At 37.9% G+C, this 25,100-nt stretch carries 25 protein-coding genes; 14 read left to right on the top strand and 11 right to left on the bottom strand.

Going from position 1 to position 25,100, the window contains the following annotated elements; all coding sequences use genetic code 11:
* The first annotated feature begins 64 nt into the window (after window positions 1-64).
* Window positions 65-2,104 carry a dipeptidyl-peptidase 3 family protein gene (locus tag DN064_RS10200; RefSeq protein ID WP_115462543.1) on the top strand — a complete coding sequence of 680 codons (2,040 nt, stop codon included), beginning with the start codon at window positions 65-67 and terminating at the stop codon, window positions 2,102-2,104.
* A 48-nt stretch (window positions 2,105-2,152) separates the two neighbouring features.
* On the opposite strand, the gene DN064_RS10195 is transcribed toward DN064_RS10200, so the two are convergent.
* Window positions 2,153-2,338, bottom strand: a complete 186-nt coding sequence (locus tag DN064_RS10195) for a hypothetical protein (RefSeq protein WP_115462542.1) — start codon at window positions 2,336-2,338, stop codon at window positions 2,153-2,155.
* 49 nt (window positions 2,339-2,387) lie between these two features.
* Between DN064_RS10195 and DN064_RS10190 the strand changes: the two genes are divergently transcribed.
* The gene (locus DN064_RS10190) at window positions 2,388-2,774 is read left to right on the top strand and encodes a pyrophosphohydrolase domain-containing protein (protein WP_115462541.1); all 387 of its coding nucleotides are present in this window, start codon (window positions 2,388-2,390) and stop codon (window positions 2,772-2,774) included.
* 21 nt (window positions 2,775-2,795) lie between these two features.
* Here DN064_RS10190 and DN064_RS10185 read toward each other — a convergent pair whose 3' ends face one another.
* Window positions 2,796-3,869, bottom strand: a complete 1,074-nt coding sequence (locus tag DN064_RS10185) for a branched-chain amino acid aminotransferase (protein WP_115462540.1) — start codon at window positions 3,867-3,869, stop codon at window positions 2,796-2,798.
* 115 nt (window positions 3,870-3,984) lie between these two features.
* Between DN064_RS10185 and DN064_RS10180 the strand changes: the two genes are divergently transcribed.
* The 4 genes from DN064_RS10180 (at window position 3,985) to DN064_RS10165 (ending at window position 6,644) form a co-directional block, all read left to right on the top strand.
* Complete coding sequence (locus tag DN064_RS10180) at window positions 3,985-4,488, top strand: DUF4920 domain-containing protein (protein WP_115462539.1); 504 nt, start codon at window positions 3,985-3,987, stop codon at window positions 4,486-4,488.
* Window positions 4,489-4,579: 91 nt separating this feature from the next.
* Window positions 4,580-4,915 (top strand): hypothetical protein, encoded by a 336-nt coding sequence (locus DN064_RS10175; protein WP_157962287.1) that lies wholly within the window; start codon window positions 4,580-4,582, stop codon window positions 4,913-4,915.
* A 1-nt stretch (window position 4,916) separates the two neighbouring features.
* Window positions 4,917-5,603 carry a tRNA (5-methylaminomethyl-2-thiouridine)(34)-methyltransferase MnmD gene (mnmD, locus tag DN064_RS10170; RefSeq protein WP_115462537.1) on the top strand — a complete coding sequence of 229 codons (687 nt, stop codon included), beginning with the start codon at window positions 4,917-4,919 and terminating at the stop codon, window positions 5,601-5,603.
* Window positions 5,604-5,738: 135 nt separating this feature from the next.
* A complete protein-coding gene (locus DN064_RS10165; RefSeq protein ID WP_115462536.1) occupies window positions 5,739-6,644 on the top strand; it encodes a TIGR01777 family oxidoreductase in 906 nt (301 codons plus the stop codon).
* A gap of 3 nt (window positions 6,645-6,647) precedes the next feature.
* On the opposite strand, the gene DN064_RS10160 is transcribed toward DN064_RS10165, so the two are convergent.
* From DN064_RS10160 to DN064_RS10150, 3 genes are read right to left on the bottom strand one after another with little or no spacing between them, the layout of a single operon-like run.
* A complete protein-coding gene (locus tag DN064_RS10160) occupies window positions 6,648-7,169 on the bottom strand; it encodes a hypothetical protein (RefSeq protein WP_115462535.1) in 522 nt (173 codons plus the stop codon).
* 14 nt (window positions 7,170-7,183) lie between these two features.
* Window positions 7,184-7,963: an anti-sigma factor gene (locus DN064_RS10155; protein ID WP_157962286.1), complete on the bottom strand. Its 780-nt coding sequence runs from the start codon at window positions 7,961-7,963 to the stop codon at window positions 7,184-7,186.
* A complete protein-coding gene (locus tag DN064_RS10150) occupies window positions 7,960-8,517 on the bottom strand; it encodes an RNA polymerase sigma factor (RefSeq protein WP_115462622.1) in 558 nt (185 codons plus the stop codon). Before DN064_RS10150 ends, DN064_RS10155 begins: the two co-directional genes overlap by 4 nt.
* A 127-nt stretch (window positions 8,518-8,644) precedes the next feature.
* Between DN064_RS10150 and DN064_RS10145 the strand changes: the two genes are divergently transcribed.
* Window positions 8,645-9,166: a fasciclin domain-containing protein gene (locus tag DN064_RS10145; protein ID WP_115462533.1), complete on the top strand. Its 522-nt coding sequence runs from the start codon at window positions 8,645-8,647 to the stop codon at window positions 9,164-9,166.
* A gap of 65 nt (window positions 9,167-9,231) precedes the next feature.
* Here DN064_RS10145 and DN064_RS10140 read toward each other — a convergent pair whose 3' ends face one another.
* From DN064_RS10140 to DN064_RS10125, 4 genes are all read right to left on the bottom strand, one after another.
* Window positions 9,232-10,221: a HupE/UreJ family protein gene (locus DN064_RS10140; protein WP_115462532.1), complete on the bottom strand. Its 990-nt coding sequence runs from the start codon at window positions 10,219-10,221 to the stop codon at window positions 9,232-9,234.
* A gap of 2 nt (window positions 10,222-10,223) precedes the next feature.
* Entirely contained in the window at window positions 10,224-11,105 is an 882-nt protein-coding gene (locus tag DN064_RS10135) for a peptidyl-prolyl cis-trans isomerase (protein WP_157962285.1), read from the bottom strand.
* Between the two features lie 58 nt (window positions 11,106-11,163).
* Window positions 11,164-13,038 carry a DUF3604 domain-containing protein gene (locus DN064_RS10130; protein WP_115462530.1) on the bottom strand — a complete coding sequence of 625 codons (1,875 nt, stop codon included), beginning with the start codon at window positions 13,036-13,038 and terminating at the stop codon, window positions 11,164-11,166.
* An 84-nt stretch (window positions 13,039-13,122) separates the two neighbouring features.
* Window positions 13,123-15,426 carry a DUF748 domain-containing protein gene (locus DN064_RS10125; RefSeq protein ID WP_157962284.1) on the bottom strand — a complete coding sequence of 768 codons (2,304 nt, stop codon included), beginning with the start codon at window positions 15,424-15,426 and terminating at the stop codon, window positions 13,123-13,125.
* A gap of 78 nt (window positions 15,427-15,504) precedes the next feature.
* On the opposite strand from DN064_RS10125, the gene DN064_RS10120 reads away from it, so the two are divergent.
* Both DN064_RS10120 and dnaJ read left to right on the top strand, forming a co-directional pair.
* Complete coding sequence (locus DN064_RS10120; protein ID WP_115462621.1) at window positions 15,505-16,062, top strand: nucleotide exchange factor GrpE; 558 nt, start codon at window positions 15,505-15,507, stop codon at window positions 16,060-16,062.
* Between the two features lie 43 nt (window positions 16,063-16,105).
* Window positions 16,106-17,218: a molecular chaperone DnaJ gene (gene dnaJ / locus DN064_RS10115; RefSeq protein ID WP_115462528.1), complete on the top strand. Its 1,113-nt coding sequence runs from the start codon at window positions 16,106-16,108 to the stop codon at window positions 17,216-17,218.
* A 289-nt stretch (window positions 17,219-17,507) separates the two neighbouring features.
* On the opposite strand, the gene DN064_RS10110 is transcribed toward dnaJ, so the two are convergent.
* Together DN064_RS10110 and DN064_RS10105 are read right to left on the bottom strand one after the other, a co-directional pair.
* A complete protein-coding gene (locus DN064_RS10110; RefSeq protein ID WP_198659435.1) occupies window positions 17,508-18,389 on the bottom strand; it encodes a hypothetical protein in 882 nt (293 codons plus the stop codon).
* A 73-nt stretch (window positions 18,390-18,462) separates the two neighbouring features.
* Window positions 18,463-19,182, bottom strand: a complete 720-nt coding sequence (locus tag DN064_RS10105) for a carbon-nitrogen hydrolase family protein (RefSeq protein ID WP_115462527.1) — start codon at window positions 19,180-19,182, stop codon at window positions 18,463-18,465.
* Window positions 19,183-19,310: 128 nt separating this feature from the next.
* On the opposite strand from DN064_RS10105, the gene DN064_RS10100 reads away from it, so the two are divergent.
* The 5 genes from DN064_RS10100 to DN064_RS10080 all read left to right on the top strand — a co-directional run bounded on the left by DN064_RS10100 (window position 19,311) and on the right by DN064_RS10080 (window position 25,100).
* Window positions 19,311-20,237 (top strand): ABC transporter ATP-binding protein, encoded by a 927-nt coding sequence (locus DN064_RS10100; protein WP_115462526.1) that lies wholly within the window; start codon window positions 19,311-19,313, stop codon window positions 20,235-20,237.
* Between the two features lies 1 nt (window position 20,238).
* Window positions 20,239-21,552 carry an ABC transporter permease gene (locus DN064_RS10095; protein WP_115462525.1) on the top strand — a complete coding sequence of 438 codons (1,314 nt, stop codon included), beginning with the start codon at window positions 20,239-20,241 and terminating at the stop codon, window positions 21,550-21,552.
* Window positions 21,553-21,639: 87 nt separating this feature from the next.
* The gene (locus DN064_RS10090) at window positions 21,640-22,803 is read left to right on the top strand and encodes a sigma-54-dependent transcriptional regulator (RefSeq protein ID WP_115462524.1); all 1,164 of its coding nucleotides are present in this window, start codon (window positions 21,640-21,642) and stop codon (window positions 22,801-22,803) included.
* 7 nt (window positions 22,804-22,810) lie between these two features.
* On the top strand, window positions 22,811-23,689 hold the full coding sequence (locus DN064_RS10085) for a PPK2 family polyphosphate kinase (protein WP_115462523.1): 879 nt from the start codon (window positions 22,811-22,813) through the stop codon (window positions 23,687-23,689).
* Window positions 23,682-25,100 (top strand): M20/M25/M40 family metallo-hydrolase, encoded by a 1,419-nt coding sequence (locus DN064_RS10080; protein WP_115462522.1) that lies wholly within the window; start codon window positions 23,682-23,684, stop codon window positions 25,098-25,100. Before DN064_RS10085 ends, DN064_RS10080 begins: the two co-directional genes overlap by 8 nt.

Raw genomic sequence — 25,100 nt, 5'->3', positions numbered from 1 at the left:
TATAACGAATATCATTTTATGGAGTGCTTAATAGTCTTATTTTTGTTGGTCAAAATAAATACTTATGCAAATAAAAACCGTCTTAAAAGTTAGCTTAATTGCCTTGTTGGCTTTAAGTTGTAATGATGCAAAAAATGAAAAACAAGTGCCATCTGAGGTTGCAGAAACTAAAGTGGAATTTGATTTCATGGTCGAGCAATTTGCCGATCTAAAGATATTAAGGTATCAAATCCCTGGTTGGGAGAACTTATCACTGAAAGAACAAAAGTTAGTCTACTATTTAACCCAAGCGGGTTTGGCTGGAAGAGATATAATGTGGGACCAAAACTATCGCCACAACTTAACGATCCGTGCGGCGCTTGAAAACATTTATAAAAACTATGATGGAGATAGATCATCTGAGGATTGGCAAAGTTTTGAGGTTTATTTAAAGCGCGTTTGGTTTAGTAATGGAATCCACCATCACTACAGTAATGATAAGATAAAGCCAGAGTTTTCAAAGGATTACTTGAACAGCTTAATTTCCGCTACAGGAACCAAACTTGAAGGTGAAGCTCTAGAGGTTATTTTTAATGATAGTGATGCGAAAAAAGTAAATCAGGCTAAGGGTATTGATAATGTAGCCTTGTCTGCAGTTAATTTTTATGGACCCAATGTTACCAATCAGGACGTTATTGACTACTACAGTGTTAAAGAATCTCCAGACCCTAACAGACCTTTGTCTTTTGGATTAAACTCTCAATTGGTCAAAGAAGATGGCGTTATCAAGGAACGAATTTACAAGTCAGGTGGGCTTTATGGAACTGCGATTGACCAGATTATAAAATGGTTAGAACTAGCACAGGGGGTGGCTGAGAATCCTGCTCAGGGGGAAGCCTTAGGTTTACTGATAGAATACTATAAAACAGGTGATCTTCAAATCTGGGATGACTATAATGTGGCCTGGACTGCTGCTACGGAGGGCAATGTAGATTATATCAACAGTTTTATCGAAGTTTATAATGATCCGCTTGGCTATAGAGGAAGTTATGAGACTATTGTTCAGATTAATGATTTTGATATGTCTCAGAAGATGAAGGTATTGTCTGATAATGCACAGTGGTTTGAAGATAATTCGCCGCTTATGGAGGAACATAAAAAGGAAAATGTTGTTGGTGTTACCTATAAGGTGGTTACTGTTGCGGGCGAAGCCGGTGATGCCTCACCAAGCACACCAATTGGGGTCAACTTGCCAAATGCCAATTGGATTAGAAAAGAGGTTGGGAGTAAGTCGGTCTCTTTAGGAAACATTATTCATGCCTATAATAATGCAGGAAGTAGTGGTCGCTTAAAGGAGTTTGTACATGATGAAGAAGAATTGGAATTAGAGGAAACGTATGGTCAATTAGCCGATAAGTTACATACGGCCTTACATGAAGTTATTGGTCATGCATCAGGTCAGTTAAACCAAGGTGTTGGAGAAACCAAAGAGACTTTAAAAAATTATGCCTCCACTTTAGAAGAAGGACGCGCAGATTTGGTTGGATTGTATTATTTATATAATCCAAAGTTGCAAGAGCTTGGTCTTGTTGAGGATTGGAAAAAAGTTGGAATGGCAGCCTATGATGGATATATAAGAAATGGTTTAATGACGCAATTGATCCGACTTAATCTTGGTGACGACGTCGAAGAAGCACATATGAGAAACCGACAATGGGTGAGTGCATGGGTATTTGAAAAAGGCGCTTCAGAAAATGTAATTGAAGAGGTTTCGCGCGATGGTAAAACGTATTTCAACATTAATGATTATGACAAATTGCACGATTTATTTGGAGAATTATTAAGGGAGACACAGCGTATTAAGTCCGAAGGTGATTTTGATGCTGTTGAGGCCTTAGTAGAAGGTTATGGAGTTAAGGTTGATCAGGAAATACATGCAGAGGTGCTTGAGCGTAATGCGCAATTTACATCTGCCCCTTATAGTGGATTTGTTAATCCAGAATTAGTTCCTGAAATGAATGAGAGCGGTGAAATAGTTGCAATCAAAGTAATTCAACCTAAAGGATTTGCTGAGCAAATGTTGGATTATAGTAAGTACTATAGTTTCCTTCCGATGGTTAATTGATCTTTAAATCATGATATTTTAAAGCAGCTCATTGAGCTGCTTTTTTTATTACATAAAAATGAATTTGATGGTAGCTATAAGTGCTATAAAGCTTATAAAGGCAATAAGTACCCAAACAGTGCCTTTATAATAGCGCTTATGAAGTTTGAGATCTCGGCGATAGGTATAGGTAATAACGATGACAAATGCAATAAAAAATAATATGGCAAATATCAATTGACCTTTTGAAAACATCTAGTTAATTTTAGAGCGAAGTTTATAATGATAAAAATAACGAAATTCAATGCAAGATAAGATAAATGCCGTCAAAGCTTTCCACACTGCTTTTAAAATAGGATACAGAGAAACTGCTAAAGCAGATTTAGGCAAGGATAAAAATTTACTCCGTTATAAATTGATGCGAGAAGAAAATGAAGAGTACTTAGAAGCGGCTAATGACAATGACTTGGTTGAGGTTGCTGACGCTCTAGGAGATATGTTATACATTTTGTGCGGAACAATTATTGAGCACGGTCTGCAACATAAAATTGAAGAAGTCTTTGAAGAGATTCAGCGCAGTAATATGAGCAAATTAGGGGAAAACGGTGAGCCTATTTACCGAGAAGATGGTAAGGTCTTAAAGGGCCCTAACTATTTTAAACCTAATATAGAAGCTATCCTTAAGAATTAGAAAGAAATAGAATTCTTGGATTTACTTAACAAGGTATCTCCAGTCATGGGCATCTTCAGCCTTATTATGCTGGATGTCTAAAAGATGTGATTTGAACAAACTACCGTAGGAGCCTTCTTCAACATGTGCTAATTCAAAAACATCATCAGCGTGTTCAAAGGCAGAGATCTCGCTTATGACGGCTGCAGTTCCAGCGCCAAAGATTTCTTTAAGAGTACCATTTCCGGCGGCTTCTTTTATTTCTGATACCTTAACAGCACGCACTTCACACTCGATACCAAGATCTTCAGCCAGTTGAATTACACTCTTTCTGGTCACTCCATCTAGAATTCTATCATTTGTTGGTGCCGTCAGTAACTTATCACCTATTCTAAAGAAAATATTCATGGTACCCGCTTCTTCAAGATAGTCATGGGTATTGGCGTCAGTCCAAATGATTTGTTGAAATCCTTTTTGCTGCGCCAAGCTTGTTGGGTAAAACTGAGCTGCATAGTTACCTGCGGCTTTAGCAAAACCAACTCCACCATTGGCCGATCTGCTAAACTTTTCTGCAAACAGTACACGCACTGGTTCATTATAATAAGCCTTTGCAGGTGAACAAATAATCAGGAATTTATAAGAACGTGCTGGTGATGCAGAGATAGCTGGTTCCGTTGCAATAACGAATGGTCTTAGATATAAAGAATTCCCGACACCAGGTTTTATCCATTCACTGTCTAGCTTTAGCAATTCGTTTAAGCCATTAAAAAAATATGCTTCAGGAAATTCTGGAATCGCCAATCGTTTGGAAGACTTGTTAATACGCTCAAAATTTTGATCTGGTCTAAATAACCAGATTTGATCTTTTTCATCTTTATAAGCCTTCATTCCCTCAAACACAGCCTGTCCATAATGGAATACTCTAGCAGATGGTTCCATTGATAAGGCCTGGTAAGGGATGATCTGTGGATTTTGCCATTCCCCATCTTCATAATCACATACAAACATGTGATCCGTGAACACCTTTCCGAATTCCAAATTATCAAAATCAACACTATGGATTTTCGAGGTTGAAGCTTTAGTAATTTGGATAGTACTGGCGTGTATTAGACTCATAATTGAAGTGGTTTATGACTGTGCAAAAGTACGGAATAAGCCGCTTAAAAAAACATAATATTCCCTTAAAATCCGTAAATTTGTATCTCTTAAATCAATCCAAAATTATAGTTCCATGAAACGAATTTTAATACTATTAGCACTAGCTGTTTTAAGCTGTAAAAATGAGAAGAAAACTACAGAAGTTACAGTTGCACCTGAAACAGTAGAAAAAGAATTCGCCTATGCATCATTTGGTGATGAAATCTCAGATGAAGGAGTTCTTAGCACTTCTGAATTGATGGTGAAATTCGATGCCATGAAGGAAGGGGATACTATTCAGGTTAAGACCTCTGGAACCATTGTTGATGTATGTTCAAAAAAAGGTTGTTGGATGAAGTTGGATATGGGAAATGATAAAACAGTAAGAGTTACATTCAAAGATTATGGCTTTTTTGTGCCTTTAAATGCCAGTGGTGAAGCAATTATTAACGGCCAGGCCTATGTAACTGAAACCAGCGTGGAGGAATTGAAGCACTATGCAGAGGATGCAGGAAAATCTCAAGAAGAGATTGATGCCATTACTGAACCTGAATTTTCATATGCCTTTATAGCTGATGGTGTATTACTTAAAGAATAGTCATTTTCTCGGACTCCTAGTTCTATTGGTCTTTTGGTCTTGCAAATCTGATAAAAAAGAGGATCAATCTTCATCTGAAAAAGAATACGTCATGTATCAGCCATCTGAGATGGCCGTGTTGATGCAAGAATTCTATGATTACAATGAGCAGCTGAAAAAAGAAATTACTTCAGGGAATGAGTTAACTCATATGCCTGAAACATTTAAAGCTATTCAAACCGCTGAAATGACGGATAGTGCGGATCCATCAAAGATATTTAAGGCTTATGCTCCAGTCTATTTACAAACTCAATTAAGAGTCACTGATAGCCTTAATACCGAAGACTTGAAAACACGTTTTAATGACAACATTAATATATGTTTGTCTTGTCATAAGACTGAGTGTGTAGGGCCGATTCCAAGAATCAAAAAACTCTTGATTCAATAGATTGAAGCGAAAGATTATTACCACTGCGGATGGTTCTAAAACCATTCAAATAGAGGATTGGAATGAGCAATACCATTCCATTCACGGTGCTATTCAGGAAGCAAATCATGTCTTTATAAAACATGGTTTGCTTTTTTCTTATCACCAAATCCATAGTAATGGGCAAGAAAATTCCATAAGCATTATGGAAATTGGTTTTGGTACTGGGCTCAATGCCTTTTTAACGCTTTTGACAGTTCAAGATTTAAACTTAGAGATTCATTACACAGGAATTGAGGCCTATCCAGTGTCCGAGAACGAAATTCAAGAAATGAATTACGTGGAACTGATTAATTCCAATTACAGCAGAGAATTTGAGGCTCTTCATAAGGCAAAATGGGAGGAATGGTCTAAAATTGATTCAAAGTTTAGTTTAATCAAAAATCAAAAGTTTTTCAAGGAGGTAGACAGTCAAAACCAATTTGACCTCATTTATTTTGATGCTTTTGGGGCACGTGTACAACCCGATCTTTGGACTGAAGAAATATTCCAAAAAATGTACAGAGCCTTAAGGCCAAATGGAGTTTTGGTTACCTATTCCGCTAAGGGAAGTGTAAGACGTGCTATGCAGGCTTCAGGATTCGAGGTTGAACGTTTACCTGGTCCCCCAGGTAAAAGGGAAATGCTTAGAGCATTGAAATCAAGCTAGATACTAGAACTTAGCTGCTTTGTAGTTTCATTTTAGTATGAATAAAATCTACGAACCCTGAGTTAAATTGTTAAATCCTAATTAAATAGTAAATCCACGCTTGCGACCTATTGTAACTTTGCAAAAAAGTTAAACATGACCGTCTTAATAACAGGGGCAACTGGATTGGTAGGTAAAGAGATTGTAAAGTTATGTCATGAGAAAGACATGACGGTTCATTATTTATCCTCTTCAAAATCTAAAATAAGTACTACCAAAAATTATAAAGGATTCTACTGGAATATCGAGTCTCAGGAAATAGATGCGGCATGCTTTAAAGATGTTTCTGTTGTAATACATTTAGCTGGGGCTTCCATTTCTAAAAGGTGGACAAAGGCATACAAGAAAGAAGTTTTAAACAGTCGTATTGAAAGTACAAGACTTCTTAAAAATACTATTGAAGCTAATCAATTCCCAATCGATCATGTTATTTCGGCTAGTGCTATTGGAATTTATCCAACGAGCCAAACCCACTTTTACGAAGAAACATATAATGAGGTATCAGATTCCTTCTTAGGGGAAGTAGTGGAGCAGTGGGAAGCTGCTGTGGATGAACTTAAAACGGATGGTCGTCTTGTTTCTAAGATTAGAATTGGATTGGTCTTGTCTGAAAAAGGCGGGGCCCTTCCAGAAATTGTGAAGCCAGTAAAAATGGGATTTGGCGCGGCCTTTGGTACAGGTGAACAATGGCAAAGTTGGATTCACCTTAAAGACCTCGCTGCTATTTTTATGTTTGTTTTAGAACAAGAGCTAGATGGTGTGGTTAATGGGGTGGCTCCGAATCCGGTATCGAATACAGAACTTACCAAAGCTACAGCAGAAATTTTAAAACGCCCGTTGTTTTTACCTAACATCCCAAAGGCTGTCATGCATATACTATTAGGTGAAATGGCAATGCTTTTATTTGAGAGTCAGCGTGTGAGTTCGCAAAAACTGGAAGGGGAGGGTTTTCAATTTGAATTCCCTAACATTCGTCCAACCTTATCAGATTTGCTTCTATAAAACTTACCACAGCCTGGATATCATAAATGCCAGTCCCCAGGAATTATAATAGTCCCATTTAGCATCCCAAAGGAAGGTAATTCCAAATTCCCAATTTTCTGATATTTCTATACCGTATTCTACTCCCAGTCTTGTAAAACCTAATGTTTCACCAGGTGCAAATTCTGCACCAACTCCAGCTACAAAAGACCAGCGGTTAAATGGTTTAAAAAGAACAACTGGACTAACAGAAAAAGGGTAATCCCTTTCAATTTCTTCCTGATTAAATCGTTTTATTATAAAGGATTCCATAATAAGATCGGTCTGAAGACCAATTGCCCATCGTTCATTAAAATGAAAATCATAATCTAGGGTCCAAGATGCAAAAGCTAGTTTATTTCTGCCTTCAATTAGTTCACTGCTAGGAATATGGGTGTGACCTAGCCCTAATGAAATACGATGCTTTTTAAATTCAGCAACTTCAGATTCCTGAGCAATGGAAATGAAGGAGACAAGACTAAAGACAAGACAAAGAAAGTATTTCAATATTGAACTTTTCTTTAAAGGTAAACATTACTAATTAAACGCTCAACGGTGGGATGATCAGATCCCCCTTTAGGTTCAATAGTGATATTAAATGACTCAGCATCATCAATGTATGTCATAGCCAGCATTGATTCATTGAGATTGATAACTCCCATATTAATCATCTCTCCCTCAACATCGGCCCACATTTGATAATCATGGTCTGGGTCCAATTCCTGCATAGCTGCTGTATTAACCATAACTTGTTTCTCATCATGGTTGACATAACTCACGATTTTAGTGTCAGGCATGAGTTTATTCCCTTCCAAGGAGTACTGTTTTGTATTTGGATTTGAAATAAACGCTAATAAGGTTTCTTGATTATTATAGGAGGAGATTAAAGAACGCTGTTGCTCCTTTAATTGTTGGGATTCAGAACTTATCTCTGTCAATTCCTGCTTTATATCACCATTTTGAACAATCAAATAAATGGTATTTAAGAACAAAATCACAGAGGCCGCAGCCGCCAGACTGAACCAGGCTTTAAACCGTTCTGGTTTCATAGGTCTAACCTTTGACGATGGGTTGGAATTACTAATCTCATGCATTAGATGTTCTTTGACTGTCTTTGGAACTGAAAGTGCATGCTCTTGGCCTAGCTTCTCAAGGTCCAACTCCATGTCATCTACCATAGCTTTTAAAGAGGAGTCCTTGCTTATGGCTAATTCTATCTGATCGCTTACAGCAGGTTCTAAATCTCCTAACAGGTATTGTTCCAGTAACTGTTCCTTTAATATTTTGTCCTTTGTCATCATCCCTTTAGCATTAAAAATATAACCCATAGAAGTGCCAAATTCTTGTAGTGCTTGCGCAATTCTCTCAAGGCCTGTTGCACATAAGATTTAAAAGTTCCTAAGGGAACATCCATACTTTTGTGCGCTTCTAAATGTGTTAACCCATTGAAATAGACCAATTCCAACGCTTTTTGATGGTGTGGCTCTAATTTTAATATGGCACCTTTGAAGCTTTTCAATTCGGTACTTATATCTTCTTTCTCTTCTTCAATAATAGATACACTTAAATCCCCCCTTTGGATGAGGTCTTTTTGAGATCTCAAATAATTTAACACTTTGTGCCTAGCAATTCTATAAGCCCAGGTGTAAAACCTTCCCTTATCTGGATTATATTGATTGGACTTTTGCCAAATACTTATAAATGTTTCTTGTAGCAAATCCTCGGCCAATGCTTGGTTTTGGACCATCCTAAGGATTACATGATAAAGTGCCCCAGAATATTTGTCGTAAAGTTGTGATAGGGCACCCTCATCTCCATTTTGAAGTTGCGAAATGAGCTCAGTGTCCTGTTGCATAGGTGTTAAAGATTTGCCAAAAAATACTAAGGCTTCATCTAACGAATAACCTCTTGTGTAAATATAACTGAAAGCACCAAAAATTAAAAGAAGAGTGCTGATTCGTTTAACCAATAATAAAAAAATTATGAAAAAGTTAGTTTTCGTTTTATCTACCGTTTTAGCCTTAGCAGTAACAAATGTGGCTGTGGCACAAAAAACTGTTGTGGATGTTGCCGCCGGTAACAAAGATTTTTCAACCCTAGTAACTGCTGTAAAAGCTGCTGATTTAGCTGGTGTATTATCAGGAACACCTGAAAGTGGTGGATGGACCGTATTTGCACCTACCAATGAAGCGTTTGCCAAAATCGATAAGAACACTCTAAATAGCTTGCTTCAACCAGAGAATAAAAAAGCGCTAGCAAACATTCTTACCTATCATGTAGTACCATCAAAGTTAATGGCGAGTGATGTTGTGGCCGCTTTAAAGCAGAACAATGGTAAAGTTGAAGTAAAAGCAGTAAACGGAGATGTCTTAACAGTAATGTCAAAAGATGGCAAGATCTGGATTAAAGATACTAAAGGAAATTACAGCGAGATCGTTGCGACAGATGTGAAGGGGAGTAATGGTGTGATCCATGTAATTGACACCGTAGTAATGCCTAAGTAATTTGATGCGTTGTAATTAGGAATTGCTATGAAAAGTGAGAAGCGTCCAATTTATTGGGCGCTTTTTCATATCCAGAAACCAACTATGCGTTCAATTAACCAGAAGCACGCTATAGAACCAATCCCATAAGCGGGAATAAGTTTTGTTGCTAGGGGCCAATTCTTCTTCAAGTTGAGTACTTTGGTTAATAAAACAACTACTAGAATAAAGGCAATCTGTCCTAATTCAACACCAATATTAAAAAAGCCCAATGCCCATGGAATATTCTGTTGAGGTAATCCAATATCACTTAGTGCTCCCGCGAATCCAAAACCATGCAACAAACCAAATACAAATGCCACTATCCATGGTTGGCGACTTGTCAAAGTTTCTTTCCCTCTCAGATTTAAGACAATCTCAAGTGCTAAAAACACAATACTCAGGGCAATAATAGCTTCAACTGGAGGGCCCGGAACAAAAACTAAGCCTAATGCGGCCGCACTCAGGGTAATACTGTGGGCCAGAGTAAAAGCTGTCACCGTCTTGATGATCTTCCAATTACTATTTACAATGAGTATAAGCGCGAGGACAAAGAGAAGATGATCAAAACCTAAGAGAATATGTTCAATACCAAGAATGGTGTAGGTTTTTATAATATCAATAAGTTTGGATTCTCCGGGGATAATGATAGAATCTTTATCAGGTTGCAGAAGAACACTTACCGTTTCACCATTTAAGTATGTAATAGTTAAAAGGGCATCAATAAGTGTTTTATCGAGACCGTCAATATAAAGTACTTGACCTGGAAGTGCCATTTCGGACTTTAAACGATAGCTGTAAACCACAGCCCCTCCTGCCTTATTAGGCCGGTTTAATTGTTCTAATTGGAATCCTGAAGGAAAAACGGGATTGATTTTTGGAATCAGCTCACCTAAAATAGGTACTTTCCAATAAGCTTCATAGGTGTTTTGATCAATTTGAACTAATTGTAAATATGCCGGTCGTATTTCATGAGCTGCTGACTTGAAACTAAATATCAAGACTGTGATGAGTATAAGAAATCGCAATCTTTTCAATGCTAATTTGTTGTTAGGGTGTTCTCTACCAATTTGATGATCTCAGGATCAAATTCTTTTGAATTCAAGTCTAAGTCAAAGGTGTAATGTTTTTTTAACTCCATATACAAAGTGGAATCTAATTGGCGTTGACGTGTATAATTGTAATCATTTAGAACGCGATCTTCAATCGTTTCTAATGGAATTGCACGAGGTTCATTCTTATTTGTAATAAAGACCAAATGATACCCAAATCCGGATTGAATGGGGCCTGACCATCTATTTATGGTACTTTTCTTAAGGCCTTCAACAAAGGAATTCCCGAGTGATTTTCGAATTTCTATTGCTTCTGAATTTTCAAAGAAGTCAGGAAAGGACATCTTGTCTCCTTTACCCTTTAATGTGGATAACTCAGATTCCTTAGCTTTTTCAAGAGCCGTGGATGCAACTTGAGACGGTTGTTCATGATAATCATACGAATAGGTGACAATATGCAAGGTAAAAATATAATCACTTAAATAGTTCTGTTGTTCCTTCTCATAGAACTCTAATAATTCCTGTTCTGTGGGAGGTTTCATGCTTATAAGGTCGTTACTGAGAAACTCCATTTTTTGTGAAAGTCGCCTTTTAATGATCTCATCATTGTGATCAAGGTTCATTTTTAAGGCCTCTTGATAGAACAATTCTTGCTTCATATTTTGTTCTATAATATTTTTTAGTTCCTGCTCTGTAGGAGGCCGCTTCCATTGCAACTCCCATTTGCTGAGTATATTATTTAAGTCATAGGAATTAAAAACTATGGTGTTTTCATTGGTTTCATTCTCACCAACGATGCCATAAACAAGAAAAATAAGAACACCAATTAACATGAAATGAACCAGGGGCTCTTTAAATAGCTTTTTCATAATAGACATTGAAAAAGCTCCCATGGCGGGAGCTTCTTAAACATAAATATTGATTTTTTTATTTAGGACTGTACCAGATTGGGGAGGTATAAGCTCTTTGCTGGGCCGTCATTGGAACTTCATCGCTCATTTCAATATTGTACTTTAGTACATCATATAAGGTCCATCTAGGAGTTGGAATTTCCAGAACTCTTACATAATAAAAAGCTTCTAAGGATGGATCAAAATCAGGATCGGTCCAGAAGGTTTTTAATTCGGTTGCCCCAGTAGTATTGTCCCATGAGCCATCCTTCAGGTTTACCGTATTGGGGACGGCTGGTAGTTTACCATTTTCTTCTATTACTCTATCGCCGCTCCAATCGACATCATATACCTGTTCGCCCATGGTGCCGTCTGCATTTGCCCATCCTTTAACCACCTGAACCCTATCAAGGCTACCTCCTTCAGGATCCATGACAGCATGTATCATAAATCCAGGAGTTTTACCGCTGGCGTTATTGAGATCTCCACCCATTGGAACCCCCTTGGCATATCCGTTATCCACAAGGTTGTCAAGGTCAGCAGCAGAGTAATCAAAGCCTCCAAAAAACCTAACTGTCATTCTAGGGCCTGTGGTAGCATACGTTTCTTTACGTTTCATGGCATCCCAAAGCGCTTCTCTAGTGTTTTCTCTTGCCCATACAGCTGCGTATCCAGACGCAAGAGTTTGCCATGTATAGATGACCCCTTTATCGGCTTGTACAAATGGATGCTTCCAGCGTTCTGCACCACCTTCAACATTCACAGCTTTACCAAAAAAATTATTATCGTCTGCTGTAGCAAGAGAGGTGTGAGAATCGGTACTTCCAATTAGTCCAAATTTATAGGGGTTGGTGCCCAGTTCATTCTTAATTTTTAAACCGAGCTTTAAAGCAGAGCGAGTATACTCGTACTGGAGCATATCCTCAGTTTTTAAGGCACTCAAATCTAGATTACCGTAATCCCAATTTTCAAAATCGGCAAATTCGTCATTAGGAGATAAAAATGGATGGGCCTCACCATCTCCTTTAATTTGCGTGGCCTCATATAAAGGCTCCCATTTAATGCGCTCTTTTACATAGGACTCATCAAAGGGCTCTCCATTGATTTTTGTTTCTGTAAACATGATGCCATTACTAAGATTACCATTATGAGGAATTGCTAATACCTTTCCACCGGTTTGTTCTTCGTATGCACTTAAATGTTTCCATAACGATTCTGGGTCCTGATCATCGTAGGTGACTGAAGGCGTATAGTTATAGGTTTTATCTTTATCATCTCTGTAGATAACAACCCTGTGTAAGTTGTTGCCTGCAATCAATGAAGTCCATTCATATCCTATAAACGCTGTAAATTTTCCGGGCTCATTATATTTTTCAGCAGCATCAACAGTCATGGACCAAACAGATTTCTGCAATTCAGGATCATTGGGATTCATATCCATTTCTTTTTGAGAAAAGGCTTTGATCAATTCTAATGCGGCATCCGCACCTTCTCCCTTCTCGAGCATTTGATTCCAACGTTTTCCTTGAGGGGTTTTCATTACCCATTCCTCACCATTTTGGATGGACTGAAATAAGCCCATTCCATCAGAGTGGTCAGCAACAACTAAGAAATCTAAGGGTCTGCTCAACTTCGCTGGAATTCCAGTAGACGAGGTTACTTGTTCACCTCTGGCAAATTTATAAGCATCATCAAGACCTCTTGTATTTCCAAATAACCCAGCATCCATGGACAGGGTTGTATGAAGGTGCGTATCTCCCCAATAGACATTGGTTGCATTTCCATTGGAATCTGAAGATGTTGTGGTAATCTCTAACGCTGGTTCAGAAGGTGTTACTTCTGCTTCGCTTTGCTTGTCCTGTTTACATCCAAATAAACTGGCCGCTAAAAAGACATAAAGGATACGTCTCATAATTTAAAATGGTTTAAGTTTCGGTTTCATCTAAAATTACGGATTTTTGAGGATTCCATAGCTGTTACCTCAATATTTGTCAGACTAATCTGAAATAGAATTGTCAGATGAAACAGAATTAACCTGTCCATCAACCATACCATACGTGATCATAAATTTAGGATAGGAACCTACATTCTCTGGCGCATCAAGTTCACCCATTGTTATAAGGATGTTGGTATCAGGACGTTCTAATTTCAAATAGGTATCTATATGCTCTAGTAAGCGTCTGTTTTTTACAGTACATAAACTGTCTAAATTCACCTCTTTGGTTAATTCTAAAAGGGCTTTATTAAAGCTTAAGCTATCTGTCTTAACTTTTTTATAAACATAGTCTTTAAACTTAGCCTCATCTTTTAAATAATTCCGACGTTTATTATTAAAATCCTGACCTACAAGTTCTTTAGCTAGTGCTTCTTTTTGCAGATTAGCATCCACATAATAGGTCATGGTAATTGCGAGCTCTTCCTTTTTTTGTTCTAGATCCAAAAGCTTATCAAGCTGGCTGTATTGTTTGCTTGAAGGAATGGTGTCTGTGTAACTTAAAGTTAGCTCTTCCAATTCTTTGGGGTCCCCTCCCACAAGGCCCACTAAGAAATTTACTGGGGCTGCTACGGTTTTACCAATGACATTTTTAAATGTATTCCAGACAATTGTGCCCACATCAACGGCAGGATCATTAACATCTCCCTGGACCGGTATTTCAAGATTGACATCTCCATTTTTATCAGTTAATAAAAAGAAAGCAAATTTTAAGGGAAGACTATAGAGTCCTGCATCAACAGTTTCTAACTCTGCATTTTTAACTAATAAACTGTTCTGACTATTGATTAGGCCATTTGTAATTTTAGATTTTGAATAATAGTACATGTCACCCTCTAGGATGCTATGTCCCATATAATAATTGGTATAGATATTTAAATCTGGTAATAGGAACTTTTCAATAGAAATATCAAAATTAATATTGTGGTAATAGTCATTTGGATTGAGACCAACTTCGGCTACAAGATTTCCACGGTTATTAAGCAACATGGTAGAATTTATGGTCAGCCAATCAACCGAGTTGGTAATGTCTTTGGAATCTATTTTAATAGCGCTAAGATGGTAATTAAATGGCTGTCCTGTGAGATTGTCTGTATAATCAAGAATCCCATTAGTCAGCACCAAATTAGCGATTCCGTAACTTAAAGTTACCGATGTTGTATCATTAGGCTCATTTACTGCACTCTCCGCGTCACTAGGATCGGATATCTCATCGAGTTTGAAGATCCTAAAGAAGTTATTGGACATGGTGTCTAATTGAAAGAATGTATAGGATTCCCTGGCTTCAAGTCTACCAATTTGATAATTGGAATTGTAATAATCAATTGTATCCAGTTCACATATAATAGTTTCAGCTCCTAAAAACTTTTTGTTATTAAGATCCGTCATTTCAAAGTCGCTAACCTCTACCTTTCCCGATACTAAGGACTTAATACCTTCGTAGGTGTTACCTTCAATTAAAAGATTGGCATCAAGACTACCGTTAAAACTGTTAATGTCAGCATATTCTTGGACATACTTGTAAAAAGGGTCTAGATTCAGTCTGTTAATTACGACTATCGCATCATAATTTCCGCCATTAGGATTAACATTTACTGTCGATTGAAAAAACCCGCCATTTTTGAAATTGAATTTAACATCGGCACTGGTTTTTTCTTCTTGGTCCCAACCTATGAATGGAACCGCCAAGTCTAAGTTTTGAATCTGAGTTAGTTTATCAACGTTTCTATTGTCAAAATAAAAATTAGATTCTCTGAATTCAATGTTGGATATGGCATATTTAAATGCATCTTTTTCTAAGGGTGCTTCCACTGAGACGGAGTCTTCTTTGGAATGAAATTCAATTAAATCATCAAAATTAAAGGTAGAATCCTTCATAATCACTCTAGAGGTAAGCCCCTTAATATAAAATTGCTCAATCGCCTTTACATCTTGAAAATATTTTATAGGTTCTAAATTCAATATTAAGGTATCAAAAGAGATAAATTCATCTTGACCGTTCGCTTCAAAAAGTTTGAAATTGTAGGCCTTGAGGGTACTTGTGAAGTAGTTGTATTTTAATTTACCCAAGGCTATTTGCCTTCCTAAAAGTTCTGGGCTGTTTTTAACCACGTAGTTTTTTATAAGTCCTGGGGCCCATATCATTAGAATAATGATGATGAACGACAGTGATGGGATTCCAATTCTTAGTATTTTACGTTTCATAGCATGTAACAAGCGAGTTTTAAAAATAAGTAATTCGGACATGATATTGTGTAATCCCCATAAATTTTCCAATGAAATAATTTCAAGATGTTTCAATGACAATTTGACATTATTTAATTATTGGCAGTACTTTTGCGCATTCTAGAACAAAAAAATAAAGCAGACGAAATTTATCTCGATATGAGTAAAAAGACTAAAACAAAAGCACAGGAAGAAGTTGCTGTTGAAGATCAAATTAATGATACTCAAGAACAAGTAACGGAGCCAAAGGAAGAGAGTACAATTTCTGAAACCGAGCAATTGCAGAATGATCTGGCTAATGAAAAGGACAAATTCATGCGTCTTTTTGCAGAATTTGAAAATTACAAGAAAAGAACATCCAAGGAGCGCGTTGAGTTATTTAAAACAGCGGGTCAGGATGTAATGACGTCTTTACTCCCCATATTGGATGATTTTGAGCGTGCTTTAAATCACATTAATGAGGATAAAGAAGCAGAAGAGCTTAGAAAAGGTGTGGAACTTATTTACAATAAGCTCAAAGCAACGCTAGAGCAAAAGGGCTTAAGTAAAATTGAGGTGAATCAAGGCGATGTTTTTAATGCCGACGATCATGAAGCTGTGACACAGATTCCTGCTCCATCAGAAGATCTTAAAGGAAAGATTATTGATGTGATTGAAGTAGGGTACCAGTTAGGTAATAAAGTACTGCGTTTCCCTAAGGTGGTTGTAGGCCAGTAACTGTATTTGGCAGCAATAAAGTAATAAGACACATTACAACAGTATGAAAGAAGATTATTATGACATATTAGGCGTTAGCAAATCTGCAAGCGATTCAGAAATAAAGAAAGCCTACAGAAAGCAAGCCTTAAAATACCACCCGGATAAGAATCCTGGGGATTCAGAAGCTGAAGAGAAGTTTAAAAAGGCGGCTGAGGCTTATGAGGTATTAAGTGATTCTGATAAGCGAGCTCGATATGACCAATTTGGTCACCAGGCATTTGATGGTGCTGGTGGATTTGGTGGTGGAGGTATGAATATGGATGACATATTCAGCCAATTTGGTGATATTTTTGGTGGTGCTTTTGGCGGAGGCTTTGGAGGCTTTGGCGGAGGCGGTGGTCGTCGTGTAGCTAAAGGAAGTAACTTAAGAATTCGCGTTAGTTTAACCCTGGAAGAAATTGCCAATGGTGTTGAAAAGAAAATAAAGGTTAAGCGTAAAGTACAAGCTCCAGGGACAACCTACAAAACTTGTCCTACCTGTAATGGTACGGGGCAGGTAACAAAAATTGCCAATACAATATTGGGTAGAATGCAAACCTCGTCTCCATGTCCAACTTGTGGTGGTGCAGGTCAAACCATAGATAAATTAGGATCAGGTGGTGATTCACAGGGAATGATTGCCAAAGAAGAGACTGTTTCTGTTAAGATACCTGCTGGTGTTGTTGATGGGATGCAACTAAAAGTGACAGGTAAAGGAAACGATGCCCCTGGTAATGGGATTGCTGGAGATCTTTTGGTTCTAATTTCGGAAAAGGAAGACCAAGTACTAAAAAGAGAAGGAGATAATCTGCATTACGATTTGTACGTGAGTTTACCTGACGCTGTATTAGGGGCTTCAAAAGAGATAGATACTGTTACAGGAAAGGTGAGAATTAAATTGGATCCAGGTGTACAATCTGGAAAAATATTACGTCTACGTGGAAAGGGAGTGCCTAGTATTAATGGTTATGGACGTGGAGATTTATTAGTTCATGTTAATGTATGGACCCCTAAAACACTTAACAAATCTCAAAAGGAATTTTTCGAGTCGATGCGAAATGATGAACACTTTCAACCAAAGCCCGAAAAGGGCGATAAATCCTTTTTTGAAAAGGTGAAAGATATGTTCTCTTAAATAAGTTAGATTAAACAAAAAACAGTATCTTTACCCCATCGCTAGTGCTATATTAGCGGTAATTTTTCTTTTTCATAGCAATTTTTTCCCATCCTTATCTCGCATAAGGGTGGGTTTTGTTTTTTTAATCAATTGTTAATCAATATTTTAACTAAAAATTACTTGGGTGATTGTTTTATAAAACCCTTACAATTCTTGATTACGTATAGTTTATGGAAAATTCTTACAAAACATCAATTTTGTTTAACGAATGTTAAATTTATGAATGGGGAGAGTTTTAATCATTTGGTTACCAACGACTAAAAACACGACTCTTTGTACTTGGATTAGGATCATTCCTTGGATCTATGGCGATATTGGCTGCAGCTACAACCGAAATAGGAATTCCCATTTCTTTAAGGCAAAGGTCAATATTGTTATCATTATCACCAAGATCAGCAAGTTTAAATGGTGTCACTTCGATCGTATCTTGGTCCTTTACCATATGAACTGTAAAGGCACTTAACTCAGGATCACCTAGTTCTTTACCATTAAGGGCTCTCACTCCACCAGCCCAAACTGTCCGTACGACTATTGATGTCTCATCTTTTGGACAATCGCAACCCCGCCCACTTTCAACATATGGATAATCGTCATCGATAATAAAGTGTTCCGCATAGGAGATGGTAGGACCATCGGGTAAGGGAATGACAGGTATGACCTGGCCTTTATAATTTTGGCCCGATCTGCTGAAAAGATCATCGACGACCTTCACTATAACAGGTGGATTTTCAGGATGTATTCCATACTCACCAATAAAAAGTAGGGTGCGTAATTCAAATTCTTCTTCGGCTGGTCTTAAGGTTACAAATTCTACCTTATGTTTCATCCCATCTTTAGTAGTAACTTCAAAATCACTGCTATTAATGGTTGCTGGATCAAGTTCTTGGGAGAACACGAGTGGCATACCGTTTTTACCAGGTGCTTTGTAATAAAGTAGCAACGATTGCATTGGAAGTTCATCTAAACCAAAAAACGCCGTAAGCGCCTTTGCTTCCCTATTTTGGTCAATTGGTGGAACCGTATCTGATAACTTAATACTTCTAACTTGAGTCACATAAATGTAAGCGCTAAAAACAATGATTGAAATGAAACCTACAATTGCTATTGCGATACGTTTAACCCATTTCATAGTGATGCTCAATTTGTTCTAAAGATACAAAGCATTTTACAAGAACAGCTAACTCTAAGTTGTCGTAATTAGATTATTTTTTTATATCTCTATTTTCCGTATCAAATAGTAACAACCCTTCCTCATCAGTATTTAAATGAGACACGAGAACTCCTTTAGAATCCCATACTCCCGATTGTCCTGCACTCATAAAGTTACCACAAGTACCTATGCTATTACTCATAATGACGGACATTCCATATTCACAGGCAATAATTGGGAAATGATTGTAAGCTGCATCAACACCATCTTGAGGTTTGGCAACGCTGGCCAAGTATAGCGTAGCGCCCATAGTAGAGGCCGATTTGGAGTGATCTGGTTGTAAGACTTCATAGCAGATAGCAGGTGCTATAATTTCATTAGCACAATTAAATAATAGTTGTTGTTTTCCAGAATCAAAGAAGGGTGTTTCATCCTCATGCAAATATTGCTTATGATATACCTTAAGGGCTTTATTTGGTTGGTATATGAGCATACTGATATGGATACTGTTGTATGCTCTTACTGGAGCTCCAACTGCAATACTAATATGATGTAAATCGGACAACCTTTGGAGGACGGCCAAACGGGAATCTTCAGGAGTCATCGCTAAGTCTTGTGCTAAGCTTGGTTCATAACCAGTAAGTGATAATTCTGGGAATACAATGAGGTCTGCTTTAGCGTTAACGGCTTTAAGAATCCAGGATTTGTGAGCCTGGATGTTATCTTCAATAGCACCTTTTAAAGGCAGAATTTGAGCTATAGCAAGTTTCATATTTCTGTAAAATTATACCATTGGATATATTTTAATCTTTAGTCGGAGTGAAAAACCAAATTATAAAATTTAATTGTGTTCCCTTTTAATATATTTGTTTCTCGCTATATGATCCTCAATTTACTTATATGTCAGCACTGTTAGAAGCAAATCTGGTTTCTAAACATTATGGAAACTTTACGGCCTTAAACAAGGTGTCCATTTCTGTTCCCAAAGGTTCCATTTTTGGTCTTCTTGGCCCAAATGGAGCCGGAAAAACCACACTCATTAGAATTATCAATCAGATTACCATGCCCGATGAAGGGGAGGTGCATTTGGATGGACAAATTTTGCGTTCCGAACATATTCGTGATATTGGCTACTTACCAGAAGAACGTGGTTTGTATAAGTCTATGAAAGTTGGGGAACAAGCGTTGTACTTGGCGCAGTTAAAAGGAATGACCAAAGCGGAGGCCAAAAGCCGGTTGGAATATTGGTTCAAAAAGTTCGAAATACAGGACTGGTGGGGCAAGAAAATTCAAGAACTCAGTAAGGGACAGGCACAGAAGATTCAGTTTATTGTTACTGTACTACATCAACCAAAACTACTAATATTTGATGAGCCCTTTTCTGGTTTTGACCCCATTAACGCCAATCAAATAAAAGACGAAATTCATCAATTGCGTGAAGAAGGAGCTACGGTGATTTTTTCGACCCACCGTATGGAATCGGTAGAAGAATTATGCGACCATATTGCCTTAATTCATAAATCTAATAAGGTATTAGATGGCCCTTTATTAGACATTAAACGCGAGTTTAAGTCCAACAGCTTTGAAGTAGGCTTGGTAACAGAACAAGCAGATACTGTTCTGAAACAAATAGAGGAGCGCTTTAAAGTGCTTCCAGCTCAGTTTAAGAGTTTAAATGATGATCTAAAACTCGTGGTGAAAAGTCACGAGGCAGTTAATCCAAATGAGGTCTTATCTTTTTTAACCTCTAAGGCTCAGGTTAATCACTTTGTAGAGGTGGTGCCTTCAGCAAACGATATTTTTATACAAACCATCGAAAATCATTAGCATGAATCATTTACCCTTAATAATTAAGCGAGAGTACATGACTAAGGTCAGAAACAAGTCTTTTATTATAATGACCTTTGTTAGTCCTTTGATTATGATTGCGCTAATTTCGGTGGTAGCTTATCTTACTCAGTTAAATAATGATAAGAAACGTACCATCTCAATTCTGGACCAATCGGGTTTATTTACGAATGTTTTTCAGAATACTGACAACACAACCTATTCCTTTTTACAAGAGGTGAACCTGGAGGAGGCCAAGACGATAATTAATGAAAGCGGGGGGTATGGATTGATGCATATTGGGCCGATTCCAGAAGGCCAAGCGGTCCCCCAAATCTTTAAATTCTATTCTGAAGATAGTCCCTCATTGACCGTTATTTCGTCTTTAGAAAACACTATAGAACGTGAGTTGCAAGAAGTGAAGTTACTTCAGGATGGGCTTGACATAGATCGGATTAATGCGACAAGAACCAGTATTGACATAGTTCAAGAAAGCTATGAGGGAGAGCAAAGTTCTAAAATAGATAATGTTCTTAAACTTGCCTTTGGTGGGATTGCCGGTTATTTATTATTCATGTTTATTATCATCTACGGTAACATGATTATGCGTTCGGTTATTGAAGAAAAGACAAGTAGAATTATTGAGGTCATTATTTCTTCAGTTAAACCCATTCAGTTAATGATGGGTAAGATCATTGGTACCTCCTTAGCTGGAGTTACTCAATTTGCTATTTGGGCGGTGTTGGGCGCAGTACTTTTAATTTTGGTTTCTGCCATTTTTGGGGTAGATATGGCACAGGTTAATACACCGCAACAGCAGATGGTCATGGAAAGCATGCAAAATCAGAATGCTGATCAAATGGCTGTTAATATTATTAACGCCATTAACAATTTACCCCTAACCAATTTAGTGGTAGCCTTCATGTTCTTTTTCATTGGAGGGTATTTGTTGTACAGTTCCATTTATGCCGCCATTGGAGCAGCGGTAGATAACGAAACAGATACTCAGCAATTCATGCTTCCGATTTTAATGCCATTAATCCTGGCTGTTTATGTTGGGGTGTTCACCGTTATAGAAGATCCTCATGGCACGGTTTCTACCGTATTTTCTTTTATACCATTGACATCTCCTGTGGTGATGCTCATGCGCATTCCCTTTGGAGTGCCCATTTGGCAACAATTATTATCACTAGTTTTACTAATTGGAACCTTTAGTATTACAGTTTGGTTTGCAGCTAAGATCTACCGTGTTGGAATTCTCATGTTTGGTAAAAAACCTACCTACAAAGAGTTGTTTAAATGGCTTAAATATTAGGGGTCTTAACAATGAGTTAAGTTATGACTCAATAGCCTCTTATTTTTAGTAAATTAGAGGTTCTAGATTTAATTCTTCAAACTGTACATGCAAAAAATCCTAATTATAGAAGACGAGGCAGCCATCAGGCGTGTACTTGTCAAAATTCTTTCAGAAGAAAATGATCAATACAAGGTTGATGAGGTTGAAGACGGACTTCAGGCTTTGGAAATTTTAAAGAATCAGGATTACGATCTGGTGCTTTGTGATATTAAGATGCCTAAAATGGACGGGGTAGAGGTGCTGGAGGCACTCAAAAAAATTAAACCCGAGATTCCTGTTGTTATGATCTCAGGACACGGAGATTTAGACACCGCTGTAAACACAATGCGATTAGGAGCATTCGACTATATTTCTAAACCACCTGATTTAAATCGCTTGTTAAATACCGTTAGGATAGCCTTGGATCGAAAGGAACTTGTTGTGGAGAACAAGCGACTTAAAAAGAAGGTGAGTAAGCAATACAAAATGATTGGTGAAAGTCCCGAAATCACTAAGATCAAGGATATGATCGATAAGGTTGCGCCAACCGACGCACGTGTATTAATCACGGGCCCCAATGGTACTGGTAAAGAATTAGTGGCACATTGGTTACATCAAAAGAGCGATCGTTCTAAAGGACCTATGATAGAGGTGAATTGTGCTGCTATTCCCAGTGAGTTGATTGAGAGTGAGCTATTTGGTCATGTGAAAGGCGCATTTACCTCAGCCAATAAAGACCGCGCAGGAAAATTTGAAGCAGCCAATGGTGGTACCATTTTTTTAGATGAAGTTGGAGATATGAGTCTTTCGGCTCAGGCCAAAGTATTGAGGGCGCTGCAAGAAAGTCGTATTCAACGTGTTGGTAGTGACAAGGACATTAAAGTAAATGTGCGGGTTGTTGCTGCCACCAATAAGAATCTTAAAGAAGAAATAGAAAAAGGACATTTCAGAGAGGATTTATACCATCGGCTAGCTGTGATATTAATTCAGGTGCCTGCCCTAAACGACCGTAGGAGTGATATTCCCTTATTGTTGGATCATTTTTCAACTAAAATCGCTGATGAGCAAGGCACAGCACCCAAATCATTTTCCAAAGAGGCCATCGAGCTCCTCAAAGCTTACGATTGGACAGGGAACATTAGAGAATTGCGAAACGTAGTTGAACGCCTTATCATTCTTGGAGGCAGTGAAATTAGTAAAACTGATGTGGAGGCCTTCGCATCAAAATAACCAACATATGAAAAAGATTAATATAAACGACTTTAAAATTGACGGACCTATTGAGATGTCGGAACTCTCTACAACTTATGATTTGGAGGCCTCAGAAAAGAAAATAGAAAAGGAACTCCGTAAGGTAAGTGTAGATTTGGCAGACCTTCAAAATACCATGTATGCACATGGTAAGTACTCGGTACTCATGTGCATTCAAGGAATGGATACCGCTGGTAAGGACAGTTTAATTAGAGAAGTTTTTAAGGAGTTTAATGTACGTGGAGTAGACTCACATAGCTTTAAACAACCCACATCACTGGAATTAGGTTATAATTATCTCTGGAGGCATTTTGTTCGCTTACCACCTAGGGGAATATTTGGCATATTTAATCGAACTCATTATGAAAACGTACTAGTAACACGTGTTCATCCCAAATACCTATTAAATGAGAACATGCCTGATATCAATTCGGTAGAAGATGTTACAGAAGCTTTTTGGCAACGCCGTTTTGAAGAGATCAATAATTTTGAAAAATTCATTGCTGATAACGGTACAATAGTGATTAAGTTTTTCCTTAACCTGTCTAAAGATGAACAAAAACACAGATTGTTGCGACGCCTCAACAAGCCCAATAAGCATTGGAAATTTTCTCCTAGTGATTTAAAAGAACGGGCCCTTTGGGATGACTATCAATTTTGTTACCAAGAAGTTCTAAATCACACTTCAAAACCAAATGCACCTTGGTTTAGTATTCCTGCAGATGATAAGGCCACGGCACGATATATAGTTGCTAAAGTGTTGTATGACACCTTGTCCAAGTATACAGATATTAAGGAACCCGATTTGCCAATTGAATTAAAACAAAATATTGAAGAGTATAAAGAACAACTTAAGAATGAGTAAAACATTTTTTAACATAGGATTAGTTATTGGGATTAGCTTAATTCTGAATTGTAGTTATGCCCAAACCGATGCTGAGGTGCTACGCAATATTTATACCCAATCGCTTACAAACGGCAAGAGCTATACATGGTTAGATCATTTATCCAATCAAATAGGGGGGCGTTTATCAGGTTCATTAAATGCAGAACGTGCCGTAAAGTATACTAAGGCTGAACTTGAGGCATTGGGATTTGATAAAGTTTGGTTACAGCCAGTGATGGTACCTAAGTGGATTAGAGGTGCCAAAGAGTTTGCTTATTTTGAAACTGCACCTGGAAAAACAACAAGCGTAAACATCTGTGCCTTAGGCGGGTCTGTGGCTACGAATGCTGCTGGTATTAAATCACAATTGGTTGAAGTCAAAAGCTTTGAAGAATTAGAAGAGCTTGGGCGTGAAAAAATAGATGGAAAAATAGTGTTCTATAATCGCCCCATGCAACCAGATCTTATAAGCACGTTCGAAGCATATGGTGGCTGTGTCAATCAGCGCTATTCAGGTGCTAAAGAAGCGGCCAAATATGGTGCTATTGGTGTGATCGTTCGATCAATGAATTTAAGAGATGATGATTACCCACATACAGGAGCTATGAGTTATGGGGATTTACCAGTGTCTGAGCGCATCCCTTCAGCAGCTATTAGTACCAATGATGCCAATTTGTTAAGTAGTATGCTGAGCTTACAACCTAATATCCAGTTTTACTTTAAGCAAAACTGCCGTCAGTTAAAGGATGTGGAATCCCACAATGTTATTGCCGAAATTACCGGTAGCGAATTTCCCAAGGAGATAATAATTGTTGGGGGGCATCTAGATAGCTGGGATCTTGGTGATGGTTCTCATGATGATGGTGCTGGGGTGGTACAATCAATGGAGGTATTAAGGCTTTTTAAAGAAATGGGGATACGACCGAAACGTACTATTCGTGTTGTGTTATTCATGAATGAAGAAAATGGTTTACGAGGGGGGCGGAAATATGCCGAGGTGGCCAAGCAAAAGGGGGAGCGTCATATTTTCGCTTTGGAAAGTGATGCTGGTGGTTTCACACCAAGGGGGTTTTCCTTTGATGCCAGCGAGTCTCATTTTAATCAAGTGTTATCGTGGAAACCGCTTTTCAAGCCCTATTTAATCCATTATTTTGAACGTGGTGGAAGTGGTGCTGATATAGGTCCGCTTAAGGCTGATAATATGGTATTGGCTGGTCTCCGACCAGATTCGCAGCGCTATTTTGACCACCATCACGCCTCTAATGATACATTCGAGCACGTTAATAAACGCGAATTGGAACTAGGAGCTGCAACGATGACATCTTTGGTGTATTTGTTTGATAAATATGGTCTCAATCCCATTGAGAAAATTCCCGAGCCTAAAAAATAA

This window comes from Winogradskyella aurantiaca (assembly GCF_003362725.1).
Taxonomy (GTDB): domain Bacteria; phylum Bacteroidota; class Bacteroidia; order Flavobacteriales; family Flavobacteriaceae; genus Winogradskyella_A; species Winogradskyella_A aurantiaca.
Note: the sequence above shows the minus strand (reverse complement) of the source record. Positions and strands in the feature narration are given on the sequence as shown.

Coding starts and splice junctions, on each gene's coding strand:
- DN064_RS10200 (WP_115462543.1), top strand. CDS start 65: ATGCAAATAAAAACCGTCTTAAAAGTTAGCTTAATTGCCTTGTTGGCT.
- DN064_RS10195 (WP_115462542.1), bottom strand. CDS start 2,338: ATGTTTTCAAAAGGTCAATTGATATTTGCCATATTATTTTTTATTGCA.
- DN064_RS10190 (WP_115462541.1), top strand. CDS start 2,388: ATGCAAGATAAGATAAATGCCGTCAAAGCTTTCCACACTGCTTTTAAA.
- DN064_RS10185 (WP_115462540.1), bottom strand. CDS start 3,869: ATGAGTCTAATACACGCCAGTACTATCCAAATTACTAAAGCTTCAACC.
- DN064_RS10180 (WP_115462539.1), top strand. CDS start 3,985: ATGAAACGAATTTTAATACTATTAGCACTAGCTGTTTTAAGCTGTAAA.
- DN064_RS10175 (WP_157962287.1), top strand. CDS start 4,580: ATGTATCAGCCATCTGAGATGGCCGTGTTGATGCAAGAATTCTATGAT.
- DN064_RS10165 (WP_115462536.1), top strand. CDS start 5,739: ATGACCGTCTTAATAACAGGGGCAACTGGATTGGTAGGTAAAGAGATT.
- DN064_RS10155 (WP_157962286.1), bottom strand. CDS start 7,963: ATGATGACAAAGGACAAAATATTAAAGGAACAGTTACTGGAACAATAC.
- DN064_RS10150 (WP_115462622.1), bottom strand. CDS start 8,517: ATGCAACAGGACACTGAGCTCATTTCGCAACTTCAAAATGGAGATGAG.
- DN064_RS10145 (WP_115462533.1), top strand. CDS start 8,645: ATGAAAAAGTTAGTTTTCGTTTTATCTACCGTTTTAGCCTTAGCAGTA.
- DN064_RS10135 (WP_157962285.1), bottom strand. CDS start 11,105: ATGAAAAAGCTATTTAAAGAGCCCCTGGTTCATTTCATGTTAATTGGT.
- DN064_RS10130 (WP_115462530.1), bottom strand. CDS start 13,038: ATGAGACGTATCCTTTATGTCTTTTTAGCGGCCAGTTTATTTGGATGT.
- DN064_RS10120 (WP_115462621.1), top strand. CDS start 15,505: ATGAGTAAAAAGACTAAAACAAAAGCACAGGAAGAAGTTGCTGTTGAA.
- dnaJ (WP_115462528.1), top strand. CDS start 16,106: ATGAAAGAAGATTATTATGACATATTAGGCGTTAGCAAATCTGCAAGC.
- DN064_RS10110 (WP_198659435.1), bottom strand. CDS start 18,389: ATGAAATGGGTTAAACGTATCGCAATAGCAATTGTAGGTTTCATTTCA.
- DN064_RS10105 (WP_115462527.1), bottom strand. CDS start 19,182: ATGAAACTTGCTATAGCTCAAATTCTGCCTTTAAAAGGTGCTATTGAA.
- DN064_RS10100 (WP_115462526.1), top strand. CDS start 19,311: ATGTCAGCACTGTTAGAAGCAAATCTGGTTTCTAAACATTATGGAAAC.
- DN064_RS10095 (WP_115462525.1), top strand. CDS start 20,239: ATGAATCATTTACCCTTAATAATTAAGCGAGAGTACATGACTAAGGTC.
- DN064_RS10090 (WP_115462524.1), top strand. CDS start 21,640: ATGCAAAAAATCCTAATTATAGAAGACGAGGCAGCCATCAGGCGTGTA.
- DN064_RS10085 (WP_115462523.1), top strand. CDS start 22,811: ATGAAAAAGATTAATATAAACGACTTTAAAATTGACGGACCTATTGAG.
- DN064_RS10080 (WP_115462522.1), top strand. CDS start 23,682: ATGAGTAAAACATTTTTTAACATAGGATTAGTTATTGGGATTAGCTTA.